Source organism: Salinivibrio sp. IB574, assembly GCF_001996205.1.
Taxonomy (GTDB): domain Bacteria; phylum Pseudomonadota; class Gammaproteobacteria; order Enterobacterales; family Vibrionaceae; genus Salinivibrio; species Salinivibrio proteolyticus.
This window is the reverse complement of the sequence record NZ_MUFN01000037.1, coordinates 1-16,055: the sequence shown is the minus strand read 5'-3', so window position 1 is coordinate 16,055 and position 16,055 is coordinate 1. Positions and strand designations below refer to the sequence as shown.

The window sequence follows — 16,055 nt, the reverse complement described above, 5'->3', positions numbered from 1 at the left end:
CTATTCATGGCTAGGGAATGTGTGGCAGTGATACGGAAAGGCGAGTTCCSCTCGGTGTCGATTGAATATTACAAGCACCGCCCATGGCAACCACACGCTCACGGATCCCTTTCAGACCAAAGCCGTTAACCGCTTCTCGTGGTACAAAGCCGCAACCATCGTCAGTGACTTGCAACTGAGAGATTCGATCGAGTGTTATAGTGACTTCGACACGTTTGGCATTAGCGTGCTTGTGGATATTGTTTAATGCCTCTTGGCAAATACGATACACAGTGACGCGCACAGTATCACTGACAGGGTGGTGGTGTGTGATTGTAAGGTCGACCTCAACGTCTTTAGCAGCAAATCCCATTTCATGAATGAGTTGCGCGATAGCATCATCAAAACCCACGTCATCTAAAACGGTAGGGCGCAACTGTGATAGGAGTGTTTTGGTGGATTGATAGATGTTCATCGACATATCGTCAATGACTTGAAGGTAAGGCATGTAAGTTTTAGCACCATCGAGCCGTTTAATGATGCTTGCGTGGGTTTTGATGGCCGTGATGTTTTGACCCACTTCATCATGCAACTCACGTGCAATATGGCGGCGGATTTTTTCTTCGGTACTGACGAGTTGGCGCGATAAATACTGGTTTTTGTTTAGCTGTTGTTGCAGATCTTGAGTGAGGTTTTGCTGACGTTGAACCGCAAGCCCCAAACCAATGCCGGTGACGGTTTGTACTGAAAGGGATAACAATAATTCTATTGTTTGCGCGGTTGCATCGCCACCTACATGCGCTGAAATTAAGGCTAAGCTATTAAATAACGTCGCAAGAAATGCGCCTTGCCAGCCATATTTGAGTGCGAACAGAATAATAGGAATCGCTAAACAAAATGGTGCAAAACGGTTGAGTGCCGGCGGTAATTGAGTTTGAATCAATAAGTTAAGAATAAACGCTGTGGTGCAAATTAGGCCGTTTCGCCAATGAAAATGTATCGGCGCGCCTGCAATACGCGCAGAAATGACGCCCCACGGCTTTGAGAATAAGTAAAATTTTATTAAATAACAGCATGGTAGAGCAATGAGCATTGCTGTTAATGGTGCGAGGAGTAACAGTGTTTTATCGTCTGTTAAACTGTACCCTACAGTGATAATGGCGGCACTATGGATAATCGTGGCAACACTTGCGAGTGACAAAAACGACCAGTGACGCGGAGTGGTATAGACGATCAGCTGATGGCAGATTGGCCAAGAAAGTACACTCAGTAACCACAAGTGGAACGTACTTTGAGCCGGAAGGTAGCGATAGAGTGTTATTAATGCGAGCCACTCGGCTAAGTATGTTGCGGCCCAATAAATACGACGGCTATTCAGAATAAGCCCAAGACGGAGCGCAAAAGGAAAAAACACGACCGTAAGTGTATCTGATGGCAGTAAAAAACGACTGATCACCCATAGGCTTATCCAAGCACAAAAGACAAAGCATAGAATGCCGAGCGTGTTGATAGCCCAAGTCATCGTTGTTCTGTTCATACATCCTGCTGGAGTATTTTCGCTAAACATACGTTATTGTCGACTGCGAGTTTTTCCATCGCGTTAGCACGGTGAACATGTACAGTTTTCGGGCTAATCCCTAGTTCTTCAGCAATGTGTTTGGTGGTATATCCTTTGGCTATTAAGGTGGCGACTTGTTGTTCGCGACGTGTGAGGCTCGAGAGTGGGTTAGACATCGCTTTTTCGGGTGAGGCCAGCTGTAAGGCGATATCTTTGGTGACAAAAAAGCCGCCATGTGCGACGGTTTTCACCGCTTGAATAAGTTCATCTGGATGGCAGTTTTTACTTAAATATCCTTTCGCGCCTAACTGTAGCGCTCTTTCTATCATGCTCGCTGAGTCATGTACGCTTAGCATTAGCGCGTTGATGCTAGAGGGGAGTTGCTCGAGCAGGTGCAGGCCGCTTTCTTCAGGCATGGAGATATCCATGATACAAACGTGTACCGGTAAGCCGGGAAGCTGGTGATGTGCTTCTTTTGCCGAGCCAAATTCACCGATCACGGTAATATCAGGTTCAATGTTTAACAGTTGAGCAAAACCGGACCGTACGATTCGATGATCGTCAATCAGTACAACGTTGATCATAGTTTGCCTGCAAAAAGCAGTACATTAGCGCCAGTATGACGCTAATGCAATGTGGTATATCAATAGATAGCTATCTAGCCTTGAGAGGCTCTCATCATGAGTAGCTAGAGTTGAGCGTTTAGCTTCATGGCTTTTTTCTTTTTGCGGATTTTATGCTCTTCAGCAATCGCCACCATCGCGAGTAGACCCAAGCAGATGAGTGCTGACGCATCGAGTGCAGCAAAGGTGCCTTTCCATCCTGTCAGTCCAAAAATCGGCGTACCGTCGGCTACCATCCCTAATCCCAGTTTCGCAAAGCTATCGCCAATCAAATAAGCAAAGGTACCTTTTACGCCATCAGCGACACTGATCGCCTTTTTCGGCACAAAGCCAACGGCGGCAACGCCGATCAATAGCTGCGGGCCAAATACCAAAAATCCGAGTGCAAACAGTGCCGATAAGTACATAAATTCACTTGTCGCGTACTGATAGAACTCTAGGGTCATCACAATCAGCCCCAGTGAGACACACGCCACAAGTGCTCGGCGCCCGTTAGCAAGATCAGAGAGATAGCCCCACATCAGCGTACCGACCAACGCTCCGACTTCAAACATGGTAAAGCCAGAAATAGCGGTTTCTTTCGAAAAGCCAAGCTCTTGATAGGCATAAACGGTCGACCATTGGTCAATACCAATACGTACGATGTATAAGAAAATATTGGCAAAACAAAGTAGCCAGATCACCTTATTTTTCAAGACATACTTGAGGAACATCTCCTTCTTGGTCATCTTGGTTTCTTCGGCTTCTCGGTCCTCATCACTGATTGGTTCTTCGAAAAGCTCCTCGACAGGACCGAGTCCATAGGCTTCCGGTGAGTCACTGCCATATCGCATCCCTATGGCACCAACGATAATCGCGATAACTGCAGGGAAGACAAACATGCCAATGACATGACCGTCGAAAAAGACGTTAGCGCCAAATAAAGCGACACCCGCAGCACCTGCACCGCCGACATTATGCGACATATTCCAGAGTCCAAGGTATGAACCACGCTTATTGCTCGGTGTCCATTTTGTAATGGTTGAGTAGCTTGATGGCCCGCCTGTGCTCTGGAAGAAGCCACTAAGAGAGTAAAAGGCGACCATTAAAAAGAGGCTGATGCTTCCGCCCCCCAAGCTCAAACTGAAGCCAAGCATACAAAGACCAGATAGGATCAGCATAAACGGGAGGAACTGCTTTGTATTCTTGCCGTCGGCGTAGTAGGAAACGACCGTTTTACCAATGCCGTAGGTGACGGAAAACCCTAGGCCTATCATACCCAACTCGGTCATGGAGAGACCGTATTGATTGATCATGTCGTTCTGGGCAACATTAAAGTTTTTGCGCACTAGGTACATGGTTAGGTAGCCAATAAACACCACTAGGTAGGATTGTAAGAAAGGCTTTAGCCACATTTTTCTGCGCTGTTCGACAGGCAAATCTAATGTGGGCTTTCTGACTTGGTCGAGAAAGTTCAACATAAGTACGCTCGTTAAGTAAGTAAATAAGACGCTAGGCAGTATACGGCGATAGAAAGCCGTGCTCTTGAGAAGACGGCTTAGTTGAACTAGGAAAAACTCTTAGTTTTTATTGAGTGAGTTGTAAATCGTGAAAGGCATCACAGGGAGCTTGTGGCTACGCACGTTAAGTGGGAACTGGATACTGAGCTAGCAGGCCCCAATCGTAACCTTGATCCTCATGGGGCATACTCATCCAGTTTTATTGGCCAGCGACCGAGTTTCAGCGCGTTAGTTTACGCGCTGGTGGTATTACTGACCCTAACTGCATCTCCGTCACAATGCAGTGTGTAGACTTGGGTGCACGCGGGAATAAAAATTGACTCACCTTTTTGAATGGTGAGTTCGTGGTCGGCGTGAACCACTGTGAGCGGTGCGTTGACGGCAAACAAAATTTCAGCGCTTTGCATATTGCACTGCACATGCTGTGCTTGGCCGTATCGAACAATATTAAAGTCAGGCACTGTCACTGGGTAATATTCACCCTGTTCAGTCGGTTGAGCGGTAAGTTTTATCTGTGCCTCAGCGATAGGCGAGAAGCTTGTACATGCAACTAACTCGTTGACGTCAATATGTTTTGGCGTCAGTCCAGCGCGTAACACATTATCGGAATTAGCCATCACTTCTAAACCTACGCCATGGATATACGCATGGGGAGTGCGTGCGTGTAAAAACATAGCTTCGCCGGGGTTTAGCGTCACGACGTTGAGCAGTAGCGGCGCGAACAAACCAATATCGCCCGGATACTGTTTTGCCAAGCGTGTAATAGTACTAAACGGTGCAACAGTTTCGTTCTCAGTCGCCGTTGTCATTAAGGCGTCAAGGGCTGCCATTTTTTCTTTTTGTTTGAGAGCAAGTAGTTGACCGAAGGCGTGCTCAAGAGACGTTGCTGTTGGTGCGTCGATAAAGGACTTGAATAAGGCGTTTAGGGTGTCGTTATTGATTGTCTGGATATGGTCGATAATGACGGGATAGTCGCGGAATCCATTCATTGCTTCAAAGCTCGTAAGCGCATAGATCAACTCAGGCTTATGGTTCGCATCTTTGTAGTTGCGATGCGCGGCAGAGAGTGGAATACCTTGTTGGTTTTCTTTGTGGAAGCCAAGTTCGGCTTCTTGTTTGCTCGGATGCACTTGAATAGATAGCGCAGTCTCGGCTGCGAGCACTTTAAATAAAAATGGCAACTCACCAAATTGCGCGAAGGTTGCTTCGGACAGAGCTGCTTGTGGGAATGCTGAAATTGTATCATGGAGTGATTGCCATGCGTCGCCGACTTTGATTTCGGAACTGGCTTTAGGATGAGCGCCCATCCAAACTTCCGCTTGTGGTTGCTGGGTTGGATTTGGAATACCAAACAGTGCTGTTAGTGCCGTTTGGCTACCCCATTGATACGTTTGGATTGGGTTACGCATTAGATAAAAAGGCTGAGAACAAAATAGGTTGTTCATGAGATGATGACCTTTGGCAAAGAAAAGCGGCCTCTTGGGAGAGGCCGGAAGATGAAAATACAAACCAAGTATTTATATCATGTTTAGGCGGCTGATTGCAGCCACTGGGCTTTACGGGCTTTTTTTAGGCTGACACAAACAAGCGCAGTAACAACCGCACCCACTACCATACAAATTAATGCAATGAATGGCTTGTTCATTGCGCCTAGCAATGCAACCACGGGACCTCCGTGTGCAACACTGTTGGTGACGCCAAAACTAAAGGCCATGACTGCTGCAACCATAGAGCCGATCATATTGGCAGGAATGACAGCAATAGGATCTTGAGCGGCAAAGGGAATTGCCCCCTCTGAAATACCAACCAATCCCATCGCGCCTGCGGCTTTGCCTGCCTCGTGCTCTGTCGCTTCAAAAATATTAAGCTTGCGGCCTAACACGGTCGCCAAGCTCATCCCAAGAGGAGCAACTGGAATGGCGCAGGCCATGGCTCCCATAAACTGAGTTTGACCACTGGCAATCATTCCAACCGAGAACAGGAACGCAACTTTGTTGAAAGGGCCGCCCATATCAAAACCGGCCATGCCACCGAGCACAATACCTAGCAAGATATAATTACCGGTACTCATCGCTGTTAGCATGGCAGTGAGAGAGTCCATTAGACTTGCGATAGGGGCGCCAATTACAAAGATAAATAATGAAGCAATAAATAGCGTGCCTGTAATAGGGGCAATCATAATGGGCACGAGTGGTTGGAGAAATTTATGGTAATTGATTCCGCTAACCCATTTAACAAAGTAACCGACCAGTAAACCGGCAATGATAGCGCCAATAAAACCTGTGCCGGCTTCCGCGCCGTAAAAGCTGCCAGTGTTCGCTATCCATCCGCCAATTAAGCTAAAGCTGGTCGGTCGGCAATGGCATATGCGATGTAGCCAGCAAGGACAGGAATCATTAGTTGGAAAGCAATCACACCGACATCAAGCACTTGTTGCCATGCGCTCCCCTCTGGAATAGCCATACCGGCTTCGGTAGGTTTACCACCAATGGCAAGGGAAAGCGCAATTAACAGCCCACCAGTGACCACAAAAGGAATCATATGCGAGACACCGTTCATCAAATAGCGATATAGATTACTCCGCCAGTTTTGTGACCCTGAGGACGATGAACTTGTTGCTGCGCTCTGCGTAGACTCACCGGTGGTCTGATAAGGCGCGGCATTTAGCGCTCGGTTAATTAAGCCTTTGCCATCTCGAATAGCCTCTTTAACACCGACTTCGATAACAGGTTTGCCTTTAAAGCGAGTCATATCGGTTTGTTTGTCACAGGCAACAACGATGGCATCAGCACGCTGAATTTCCTCTTGAGTTGGGGTGTTTTTTACACCGATAGAACCATTGGTTTCGACTTTAATATCAAAGCCTAACTCATGAGCGGCTTTCTCTAGCGCTTCCGCTGCAAGATAGGTGTGCGCGACGCCTGCCGGGCAGCCAGTGACGCCAATAATCAATCCCTTTGTGGGACCATTGTGGTCGGTCTGCTGGCTCGGCTTGGTTAAGAGCGCCATAACGTCACATGGAGTATTCGCGGCGAGTAGTGCTTGAGTGAAGCCGGGCTCGATTAACTTGGAAGATAAGGATGCGAGCACTTCAATATGATGGTCTCCGCCATTTGTAGGAGACGCTATCATGAAAAAGATGTGTGATAAGCCGCCATCTTCGGCACCATAATCAATACCTGCACGACTAATCCCAATGACAACACCAGGTGCGATAACCGCATCACTTTTTGCATGGGGGAGGGCGATGCCATCCTCAAAGCCTGTGTTCCCCAATGCTTCGCGGGCATTTACATCGTCGACAAACGCTGCTTTATCTTTAACTCTGCCATTGTCAACAAGGGCTTGGCTGAGTTCATTAAATACATCTTGCTTGCTGGTGGCATTAAGGTTGAGGAGTATTAATCGCTCGTTAATCAGTTCAGCTATCATGGTGGGCTCCTGCCAATTCGTTTTGAACACAGTGATTAGTTTGCGCCTACCAGTAGGTGGAAAATAGTGCAAAGAAATAGCATTTACTGGATGATTGTGACCAACCCTTTTTAGTGTGATCTTGCTCATTAGTCGAGAGGTGACATGAAAGAGGTATAATGGCGGTATTGGTGATACGCGGGGGGCGCGCGCCCTCACATTAGCCTAAAACATCAGATAGGGGTATCGATGAAAGCCACAACACCGACAAGTTTTTCTAACTTACTTGCATTGCTAAAGTCTCCGGACGAGATCTTTGGTTGTGTGGTTTTCGCGAATGATTGGCAAGCCCCTGAACCATTTAGTTATCAAGTTAACTTCCCGCGTTTAGAAATTGTGGTCTCTGGTGAGTATACAAATACTATTTCGACACCTGAGGGAATTCAAACACATACGTTGACTGGCGGTGACGCCTTGTATGTCGCTCCTAACTGTTGGAATAAGCCTGATTGGCTGCATTCTTGCTCGGTACTTAGTTTGCTTTATGGTCGCCGGCAACTGGGCTTTAGCTTGGTGAATAAACGTAGCAATGTGGCAGGATTTTACGGTGTACAAAAGTTTTCTGTCCCCATGCGGGCGGGCTTTGCCGTCGATAATATTCTCGAAGCGCTCAATGCACTGGCAAAAGAGCCAAATAAAGCGTTTACCGATGAGTACTTAATCAAGGCTTTATTAGCCTATACCCACCAACTCGTTGATAGGCCTATACTTACTGCACACTCTCGCGGTGAAGATCTCTATCAAGGGATCTGTATTTATATTCAAGAGCATTATCAGCAAGCACTATCCCGTAACGAAATTGCGTCTCACTTTCATATTAGCCCTAGTCATCTGTCGCGCTTGTTTAAACAGTATGGCCATATGACCCTTGCAGATTACATTGTATGGGTACGCATCGATCGAGCTAAGTTTATGTTGATGCGGTATGAGTTTCGTTTAGTTGATGTTGCATGCCGATGTGGATTTAATGATGTGAACTATTTCTGTAGAGTATTCAAGGCGAGAACAGGAAAAACCCCTTCTGAATATCGAAGGTTGAGCCATCAATCTTGATCTAACACAGCGCCGAGTAGAGTCAACTGGGTGGGTGCATCATCGCAGTGTGTTAACCATTGTCGGAATGCTGATGACGACAAATGACGAGACAGCTGGCTAATGGCACGTAATGTTTCTCGCTCACTCTGACTCGGCAGCGCGATCGCAATACAGAGTACAACGGATTTGTCGTTCGACCATATAATCGGCTGCTGACAGCGAGTCAGCACGATGGTGGGATAGACAATACTAGTGTCAATAATGTGAGGTAATGCTATATGATCATCAATATAGGTGGACGACTGCGCTTCTCTTCTCTGAAAAGCAGCGCAAGTTTGCTCTAAAATATTTGCCGGCGCGACAAGGTTAGCTATTTCCCTTAAGAGAGTGTCGCATTGTGTAGATTGAGCCTGAAGGCTCTTTAGCTGTATGGTTGAGTTGGCGACGTTGAATGGCGGTGCCGACTGGCGGCTTGCTGAAGCAGCAAAAGCGGATGTGCTAAGCAAGTGCCAATGCTTACTGGTGTATTCTGCAAGCACCAAGCACATTAACTCTGCGTCATCACCTTCAATCAAGAGTAAGCAGACATCGTTAGGGCGTGTGCCAGTAGCGAGTATCGACAAGGCCTCAGTACAGGAAACCTCACGGCCTTTACGAATATTGATAAAAGTGCTGTGGCTTTTAAAGAGAGAGCATAGCCTTGCTAACTCCCTAGCTTGCCAGCTCACTATACCTTGTTCTGGGGAACAAAAGCAGACAAAGGCGCCTGTCATTGGGGAAGTTGCTTTTTTAGCGCCGTTTCGGCGTCCGTAAGGACGTCCTCCATGGCAAGATAAATGATCGTTGAGTTACTGAATCGTTCTGCTTTTTCAAGCGCGATATCGGAGACGACCACTACGCAGTCTGCTTGCAAGATCTCGTCAAGCGATAGCGTGTTTTCAATGCCCATCGCACCTTGCGTTTCCACTTTAATATCGATACCTAAGCTTTTCGCTGCTTTCTCAAGTTGTTCTGCAGCCATATAAGTATGAGCAATGCCGGTCGGGCAGGCAGTGATTGCGACGATGTTAGTCATGACGAGTGAGCGACTTGCCTCCTGTTTAGAATAGGAGCAGTGTGCCACTTTGGTATTGCGAATTAAAGCGACATATCTCTATCTTTGTGCTCAATGAAGATAGCTAAAGCTAAGTTTATTCCTGCTCTCGACCCTATGGGGAAAGATGGAGTACAATCCCTGCATTTTCGTATGCTTTTACCATTGGGTGATTATGAGTATTTTTAACGTCAGCATTACTTTGCTGTGTGTGTTGGGGGGGTGCACTGAACTGAGGTTGTTCAAATTGACCTACCAATACTTTCCAACGGTTTTAAGCAAGCTATCCATTTATCGCTCTTCAACGCTCCGGTCGACGATGTATGTGATACGTCTGATGTCTGCTTCTATTTTGTTTCCATTAATCATGCCTCTTTCAATGAGCGCATTATGCGCGGCGTATCACCGTGTTGACTTAGACAAAACGACTCATCTCTGACCCAGACACAGCGTAAGCTTAATGGTACGATATGAGATTTTTATGAGTAAAGGATTTATTATGGCGAACGAAACGCGTGCTCTGATTGGATATACGGGGTTTGTTGGACAAACACTCATCAAACAAACATCGTTCACAGACTTCTACCGTTCAACCAATATCAGTGATATCAAAGGTCGATGCTTTGATACCATCGTGTGCTCAGGTGCACCTGCAGTAAAATGGCTGGCAAATAAAGAGCCAGAGAAAGACCAACAATCAATCGACTTACTCATTGATTGCTTGAAGCAGGCTAGATGCAAAAAAATTATCCTGATCAGTACTGTAGATGTGTTTAGTGATGCAAATGGCGTCGATGAAAAAACGCACGTTGAAACTCACGGTTTGCATCCATATGGTTTAAATCGTTATCGATTAGAAAACTTTGTAAGAGATAACTTTGATGACTACTTGATAATAAGGCTACCGGGCTTAGTTGGACCTAATTTAAAAAAGAATATTGTTTACGATTTCTTGAATAAGAACAACATCAATGCTATCGATAGTCGCGGTGTTTTCCAATTTTATCCAATGGTCAACCTGTGGAGTGATATTAAAATTGCTCTTAGTGCCAACTTGCGTCTCGTTCATCTCACTTCTGAACCTATCTCCGTCAAAGAAGTCGCTCAAGAAGCGTTTAATATGACTTTTGACAATGAAGTTTTATCTCAACCAGCTAACTACGACTTTCAGACGCTCTATGGGGACGTTTATTCATCACACAAAAAGTATCAATACTCTAAAAAAGAAGTCTTGTTAGCTATCAGAGCCTATGCACAATCAGAGCAGGTAACTAAATCATGACCGAAATATCAATTTCCAACATCGCTTGGCAAACGGAGCATGATGCTCAAGTAAGAGACTTATTGTCTCAGTGTAATGTATCATATGTTGATATTGCGCCTTCTAAATACGTTGATACAAAGCATCTTCTCAATATGTTTGAAGTTCGCCGAGTAAGAGATTTTTGGTTATCAAAGGATATCCGTCCTCTAGGAATGCAGTCTCTACTCTTCGGTACAGAGGGATTAAACGTGTTCGGTGATACCGTGACGCAAGAGCGGATGCTTTCACATTTAGAGCGTATTTGTGCCATTGGTGATGAGTTAGGTGCGCGTTTATTAGTGTTTGGCTCCCCAAGAAATAGAGATTGCTCTGGCTTAGGAAAACAGGATATTCACGACACCGCAGTTAGTTTTTTTAGACGGCTAGGAGATATAGCGAAAAGGCACAACGTGACTGTTTGCTTAGAGCCCAATCCTTCGCGTTATAACGCAAACTTTATGACAACCAGTATTGAAACCGCTGATATTGTAATGGCTGTCGATCATGAAAACATTAAGATGCAACTAGACACTGGGGCAATGTGTATCAACGAAGAAGTTCAAGAAGAAACATTACAAAGAGTTAAAACTTACATTGGGCATATACATATAAGTGAACCTGATCTAGTACCAGTTTATCAAAATAATCTGTATCAAGAGCGTCTTGCACCCTTGATTAAGAGGTATTTCCCTAATATGCCGATCACAATTGAGATGTTAACCAAAGAGAGCGATAGCATGTTAGATGATATAGAGAAAAGTATTCGTTATGTGACTGAACTTTATCAAGGCTAAATTATGAAATGGTTGATCTTAATATTGGGTGTGACTTCGAATGCTTCAGCAAGTGCATTGATTAAAATGGCTGTTTCTTCTCCCTTGAGAAAGCTAAGTGTCAATGACCCATTATCGATATTGACGAATGTACCTTTGCTTGCAGGGGTTGCTTTATATGGACTGGCTTTTGTTTTATATGCTGCAGCGCTTCATTATCTTCCTTTAAACATCGCGCACCCTGTATTGACGAGTGGTTCAATTGCTCTTGTTTCCTTAATATCTGTAGTGGCGTTTGGAGAAAAACTAGCTATCTCTAGCATGCTGGGGATAGGACTTATATTAGTAGGCGTTGTCGTTTTGACAATGAAGTAGAATGGAAAAAAAAGTAGACATTGCAATTATCGGTGGAGGATTCTTTGGGTTATACATCTCAGAATTTTTCGCTAAATTAGGAAAATCAGTTGTTGTTATTGAAAAAGACTCTGACTTAATGCAACGAGCTTCGTATGTCAATCAAGCTCGTGTCCATAATGGCTATCATTATCCTAGAAGTATTTTAACAGCGCTGAGATCGCGTATATCATTTCCTCGGTTTGTAGATGAGTTTGAAGATTGTATAGATAGCGACTTTGACAAGTACTATATGATTTCCAATCAATTAGGGAAAGTGACGCCTCATCAGTTTCAGAAGTTTTGTGAAAGGATTGGTGCACCTTGTGATCCTGCTCCAAATCATATTAGAGCATTAACTAACCCAAAGCTAATTCAAGGCGTATTTAAAACCAAAGAGTTTGTATTTAATGCTCATTCTCTTAAGAAAACCATGCAATATCGTCTAAAAGATAAAAATGTTGAAATTTTATTAAGCCATGAAGCTAAGTCTATAGACTACTGTAAGAATCACTCTAGAATTAATCTCATTTTAGAAAACGATGGCGAGCAGTTTAACCTATCAGCAAAACAAGTTTTTAATTGCACATATTCAATGTTAAACGCTGTACTTCATAACTCTGATCTGTCTGTCATTCCTCTCCGACATGAAATGACAGAAATGTGTATTGTAGATGTGCCCGATGAGATTAAAGATATTGCAATCACAATAATGTGTGGTCCTTTCTTTTCTACCATGCCATTCCCATCTAAAAATGCGTATTCGTTTAGCCATGTCCGCTATACGCCTCATTATGAATGGACTGATAGTGATGATACGTACCTAAACGCTCATGATCATTTTACTAAAGTAAAAAAAGAGACGGCTTGGCGTAAAATGCAATTGGACGCGAAAAGGTATATCCCGATATTAGGAGAGCTTGAATACAAAGAATCACTTTGGGAAGTGAAAACGATTCTTCCAAGAAGTGATACTGACGACTCAAGACCTATTCTATTTAAAGAAAACTATCTAATGCCTGGATTACATTGTGTCCTAGGTGGAAAAATTGACAATGTATATGATGCAATTCAAAAAATTATAGAACTTGGATTAGATCAATGACAAAAAGTGAATTATTTGTATCTGTTGTATTTGTAGCAGATAACTGCGTAGAAAAACTAATAAATCTAATAGAAGAAGTCTCGCCCTATTTGGATATGCGATATTCCGACTATGAGATTGTAATAATAGACCAAAAGTCTAGTGATGCAACTGAAAATGAGATGGACAAGCTTCTTTCGACTTATCAATCCATTAGATATCTAAGGCTCGCTCAAAAAGTTTCCAATGACGTGGCATTAGCCGCTGGTATCGAGAACGCAATTGGCGATTTTGTCGTCGTACTTAATGTCGAGACGGATAAAAAAGAACTTATTGAAAAATTCGTTGAGATGGGGCGACTTGGAACTGATATTGTTATTGGAACATCCACAAAAATAACATCGGTCTCTTATCGATGCCTAAGAATTTTAAGTAATCGGCTGCTTAAATCTATAGGGTATACGTTGCCCAGTAATTCTACTGGTTCGTTTTGCCTTAGTCGACGCGCGGTAAATGCAATTACAGAGTCAGGTAGATTTTATTGCAAGCTTCATATGAGAATGGCAAATACTGGCTATTCTATCGGCGCTCTAAATTACGAGATCTCACAGGACGAAGTGAAGAAAAGAACTGTTTCGCAGGGCCTTGCTGAGACATTTCATCATATGGTTTTTAATTCTACTAAACCTCTTCGATGGATGAGCGCTGTTGGTATTCTGGGAAGTGGATTATCACTAATGTTTTCACTCTATTCGTTATTAATAAATATTTTTCACAATCAGGTGGCTGAAGGTTGGACGACAATCGTTGTATTTATGTCGCTTCTGTTTATGCTGTTATTCACTATGCTATCTTTTTTTGGCGAATATTTAGCACGTTTACTAGATGATAGAAGTGAACATAAAGAGTATAACGTTGTATTTGAGAAGAATAGCTCTGTTATGATTAATGAAAACAGACAGAATGTAATTGATGACTCTGTTCAAACAAACATTAACTTGTCTCAAACGGGAAGAGATAAATAATGATTAAGCCTAAGTATTATGAAGTGCCGAGTTATGAAATCGTATTTAGTGAAGAGAAAATTCACGATTACTGTGTTGTAGTCTTTGTTATTAATGAAGGCGAGAAGTTGCATAGACAACTAGATAAAATGACTAAACTCAGTCTTAGTGCAGATATTGTTATATCTGACGGTGGTAGCACCGATGAATCTACGACGGAGCAAACACTCAAATCAAAGGCGGTTAATACGTTACTTTTAAAAAAAGAAGCAGGAAAGCTTGGTACACAGATGAGGATCGCTTTTTCCTGGGCGATGGAGCGTGGCTATAAAGGGGTTGTTGTTATTGATGGTAACAATAAAGACAGTGTTGAGAATATTAACGACTTCATTGAAAGGTTAGAAGAGGGATATGATCATGTTCAAGGTTCTAGGTTCATTCCTGGTGGAAAGGCTATTAATACCCCAATATCTAGACTTATAGGTCTGAAGCTATTGCACGCACCATTGATTCGTTATGTGTCTGGATTTAAGTATACTGATACGACGAATGGATTTAGAGCATATAGTCGAAAATTACTTCTTGCAGACGATATGGCTGTGTTTAGAGATGTCTTTAAGAGCTATGAGTATCATTATTACTTGGCCATTAATGCGGCTAAAAATGGGTATAGATGCGTTGAAATTCCGGTTTCGAGAGCTTATCCGGAAGGAAAAGTGCCCACTAAAATATCACCTATAAAAGGAAATATATCAGTGATTAAAACCCTTGTTGATACGTGCAGGGGTAAGTTTGATGTATAAAGTAATAGACAAAATTGATAATTATAAATTTGTCCCTTGGTTGGCTTTTATACTTGTAATGTCAGTTTCCTTGTGGGCTTGTAGTAATCTTATTGATTATAGACTTTGGGGCGATGAGGCAGAGACAATTGTCGCCGCAAAAATGATGGCAAGTGGCCAAACTTTATATTCTGAAATCTTTAATCACCACGGCCCTATGACATTCTTCTTTGGGTATGTTATTGAGCAGTTTGGTAACGCTAGCATTGAAGATTATCGAGTGGTGATCTACAGTCTCCAGTTTCTTATTTTGCTTTTTATCTTCCTAGATCCCAAGAGAGAATATATTGAAAAGCTAATAACGATACTAGGGTTTTCTGCCATTATATGGGGGTGGGGGCCTGAGGTACTGGCTAGCGTTCACCAATATCAAACGTTGTGTGGTCTTATTCTTTTTTCCGTATTCTATTTTTCTTTGTTACCTATACTGAAAGGTAACGAAATATCAAATGTTAATTTGGTTATCAGTAGCTGTTTCCTTGCATTGTTACCTTTTTTGGCTGTAACTTATATTCCTATATCAATTCTAATCGCGATAGCGATTACTAAAAAAGAGCAAAAACGTTATGCCATATTTGGATTTTCTCTAGGAGTTATAATTTCAGCTGTCTTTATTCTTTTGACAACGTCACTAAGTGGTTACTTTGCATATCACTTTTACTTAAATGCCAAGGTACTTCCTTTATATAATGGGGGACAATCATTTTTACAGCTTATTGGAAATGTGTTGCGCTATACTATTGGATCAATAGAAGGGGCTATTATATTTATACCCTGCCTTGTGTCTTTATTGGTGATCAATAAAACAAGTATCTTCAGAGTATTATTTGTTTTGGCTGGCTTGTGTAGTTTACTAATAAGAGCACATCCTATTAGTTTTCATGGAGTGCCCTATATTTATGCTGCATTAGCTATTTTTTTTAGCGTTATTCCGCATTGCTTTTCAATCCTTTTAACTAAAAGGATAGTTCTAATCCCAGTAACTATATTGCTATTTGGTTTTTACCATATCTATATGGCATATAACAGGCCAAACAACCCGCTCCCTGAATATAATCGATATGCTGAACTGGTTAAGAAAATCACAAATTCAGAAGATACGGTTCTTTTTCACTCTTTTACTAACCACCTTTACATAATGGCTGATAGGCTACCAGCGTCAGCACATTTTTTCTATTTGCCTTGGCAACAAAAGTATGAAGAAAATCCGGTTTTAGGTATAAGTAACGACATTTGTAAAGATATTGTAGAAAATCGGCCTAAGGCGATTGTTCTTGATAAATGGAAAGTATGGGGCATGTATGATTGGGAAGGTTATGCTCCAAATTGCTTTAAAGATATTCTCAGTGAGAAATATAAAAATATAGTTGGTGACTTATATCTAAGAGATGATATATC

The 16,055-nt window shown here is 42.9% G+C and carries 14 protein-coding genes and 1 pseudogene; 8 read left to right on the top strand and 7 right to left on the bottom strand.

The window, feature by feature from the left end; all coding sequences use genetic code 11:
- Positions 1 to 10: 10 nt before the first annotated feature.
- From uhpB to BZJ17_RS14850, 5 genes and pseudogenes are all read right to left on the bottom strand, one after another.
- Positions 11 to 1,516, bottom strand: a complete 1,506-nt coding sequence (uhpB, locus tag BZJ17_RS14870; RefSeq protein ID WP_157893197.1) for a signal transduction histidine-protein kinase/phosphatase UhpB — start codon at positions 1,514 to 1,516, stop codon at positions 11 to 13.
- Positions 1,513 to 2,121 carry a transcriptional regulator UhpA gene (gene uhpA, locus BZJ17_RS14865; protein ID WP_077641239.1) on the bottom strand — a complete coding sequence of 203 codons (609 nt, stop codon included), beginning with the start codon at positions 2,119 to 2,121 and terminating at the stop codon, positions 1,513 to 1,515. Before uhpA ends, uhpB begins: the two co-directional genes overlap by 4 nt.
- 104 nt (positions 2,122 to 2,225) lie before the next feature.
- On the bottom strand, positions 2,226 to 3,620 hold the full coding sequence (gene uhpT / locus BZJ17_RS14860; RefSeq protein WP_077641238.1) for a hexose-6-phosphate:phosphate antiporter: 1,395 nt from the start codon (positions 3,618 to 3,620) through the stop codon (positions 2,226 to 2,228).
- A 272-nt stretch (positions 3,621 to 3,892) separates the two neighbouring features.
- Complete coding sequence (gene manA / locus BZJ17_RS14855) at positions 3,893 to 5,104, bottom strand: mannose-6-phosphate isomerase, class I (RefSeq protein WP_241836823.1); 1,212 nt, start codon at positions 5,102 to 5,104, stop codon at positions 3,893 to 3,895.
- An 83-nt stretch (positions 5,105 to 5,187) separates the two neighbouring features.
- Positions 5,188 to 7,091 (bottom strand): annotated as a pseudogene (locus tag BZJ17_RS14850) (fructose-specific PTS transporter subunit EIIC).
- A 228-nt stretch (positions 7,092 to 7,319) separates the two neighbouring features.
- Between BZJ17_RS14850 and BZJ17_RS14845 the strand changes: the two are divergent.
- Positions 7,320 to 8,183, top strand: coding sequence for an AraC family transcriptional regulator (locus tag BZJ17_RS14845; protein WP_077641237.1), 864 nt, complete (start codon positions 7,320 to 7,322; stop codon positions 8,181 to 8,183).
- Here BZJ17_RS14845 and BZJ17_RS14840 read toward each other — a convergent pair.
- The gene (locus BZJ17_RS14840) at positions 8,174 to 8,788 is read right to left on the bottom strand and encodes a PTS sugar transporter subunit IIA (protein ID WP_157893196.1); all 615 of its coding nucleotides are present in this window, start codon (positions 8,786 to 8,788) and stop codon (positions 8,174 to 8,176) included. The two genes, BZJ17_RS14845 and BZJ17_RS14840, sit on opposite strands and share 10 nt — an antisense overlap.
- 146 nt (positions 8,789 to 8,934) lie before the next feature.
- On the bottom strand, positions 8,935 to 9,240 hold the full coding sequence (locus BZJ17_RS14835) for a PTS fructose transporter subunit IIB (RefSeq protein ID WP_077641235.1): 306 nt from the start codon (positions 9,238 to 9,240) through the stop codon (positions 8,935 to 8,937).
- Between the two features lie 499 nt (positions 9,241 to 9,739).
- Here BZJ17_RS14835 and BZJ17_RS14830 point away from each other — a divergent pair, with 499 nt between their 5' ends.
- The 7 genes from BZJ17_RS14830 to BZJ17_RS14800 form a co-directional block, all read left to right on the top strand.
- Complete coding sequence (locus BZJ17_RS14830; RefSeq protein ID WP_241836822.1) at positions 9,740 to 10,540, top strand: pyridine nucleotide transhydrogenase; 801 nt, start codon at positions 9,740 to 9,742, stop codon at positions 10,538 to 10,540.
- Entirely contained in the window at positions 10,537 to 11,355 is an 819-nt protein-coding gene (locus tag BZJ17_RS14825; protein ID WP_077641233.1) for a sugar phosphate isomerase/epimerase, read from the top strand. Before BZJ17_RS14830 ends, BZJ17_RS14825 begins: the two co-directional genes overlap by 4 nt.
- A 3-nt stretch (positions 11,356 to 11,358) precedes the next feature.
- The gene (locus BZJ17_RS14820) at positions 11,359 to 11,709 is read left to right on the top strand and encodes an SMR family transporter (RefSeq protein WP_077641232.1); all 351 of its coding nucleotides are present in this window, start codon (positions 11,359 to 11,361) and stop codon (positions 11,707 to 11,709) included.
- Between the two features lies 1 nt (position 11,710).
- Entirely contained in the window at positions 11,711 to 12,832 is a 1,122-nt protein-coding gene (locus BZJ17_RS14815) for an FAD-dependent oxidoreductase (RefSeq protein WP_077641231.1), read from the top strand.
- The gene (locus tag BZJ17_RS14810) at positions 12,829 to 13,836 is read left to right on the top strand and encodes a glycosyltransferase (RefSeq protein WP_077641230.1); all 1,008 of its coding nucleotides are present in this window, start codon (positions 12,829 to 12,831) and stop codon (positions 13,834 to 13,836) included. Before BZJ17_RS14815 ends, BZJ17_RS14810 begins: the two co-directional genes overlap by 4 nt.
- Positions 13,836 to 14,618: a glycosyltransferase family 2 protein gene (locus BZJ17_RS14805; protein ID WP_077641229.1), complete on the top strand. Its 783-nt coding sequence runs from the start codon at positions 13,836 to 13,838 to the stop codon at positions 14,616 to 14,618. The genes BZJ17_RS14810 and BZJ17_RS14805 overlap by 1 nt, the downstream gene beginning before the upstream one ends.
- The coding region (locus BZJ17_RS14800; protein WP_131826816.1) for a hypothetical protein at positions 14,611 to 16,055 on the top strand (1,445 nt) is incomplete at its 3' end. The genes BZJ17_RS14805 and BZJ17_RS14800, both read left to right, overlap by 8 nt.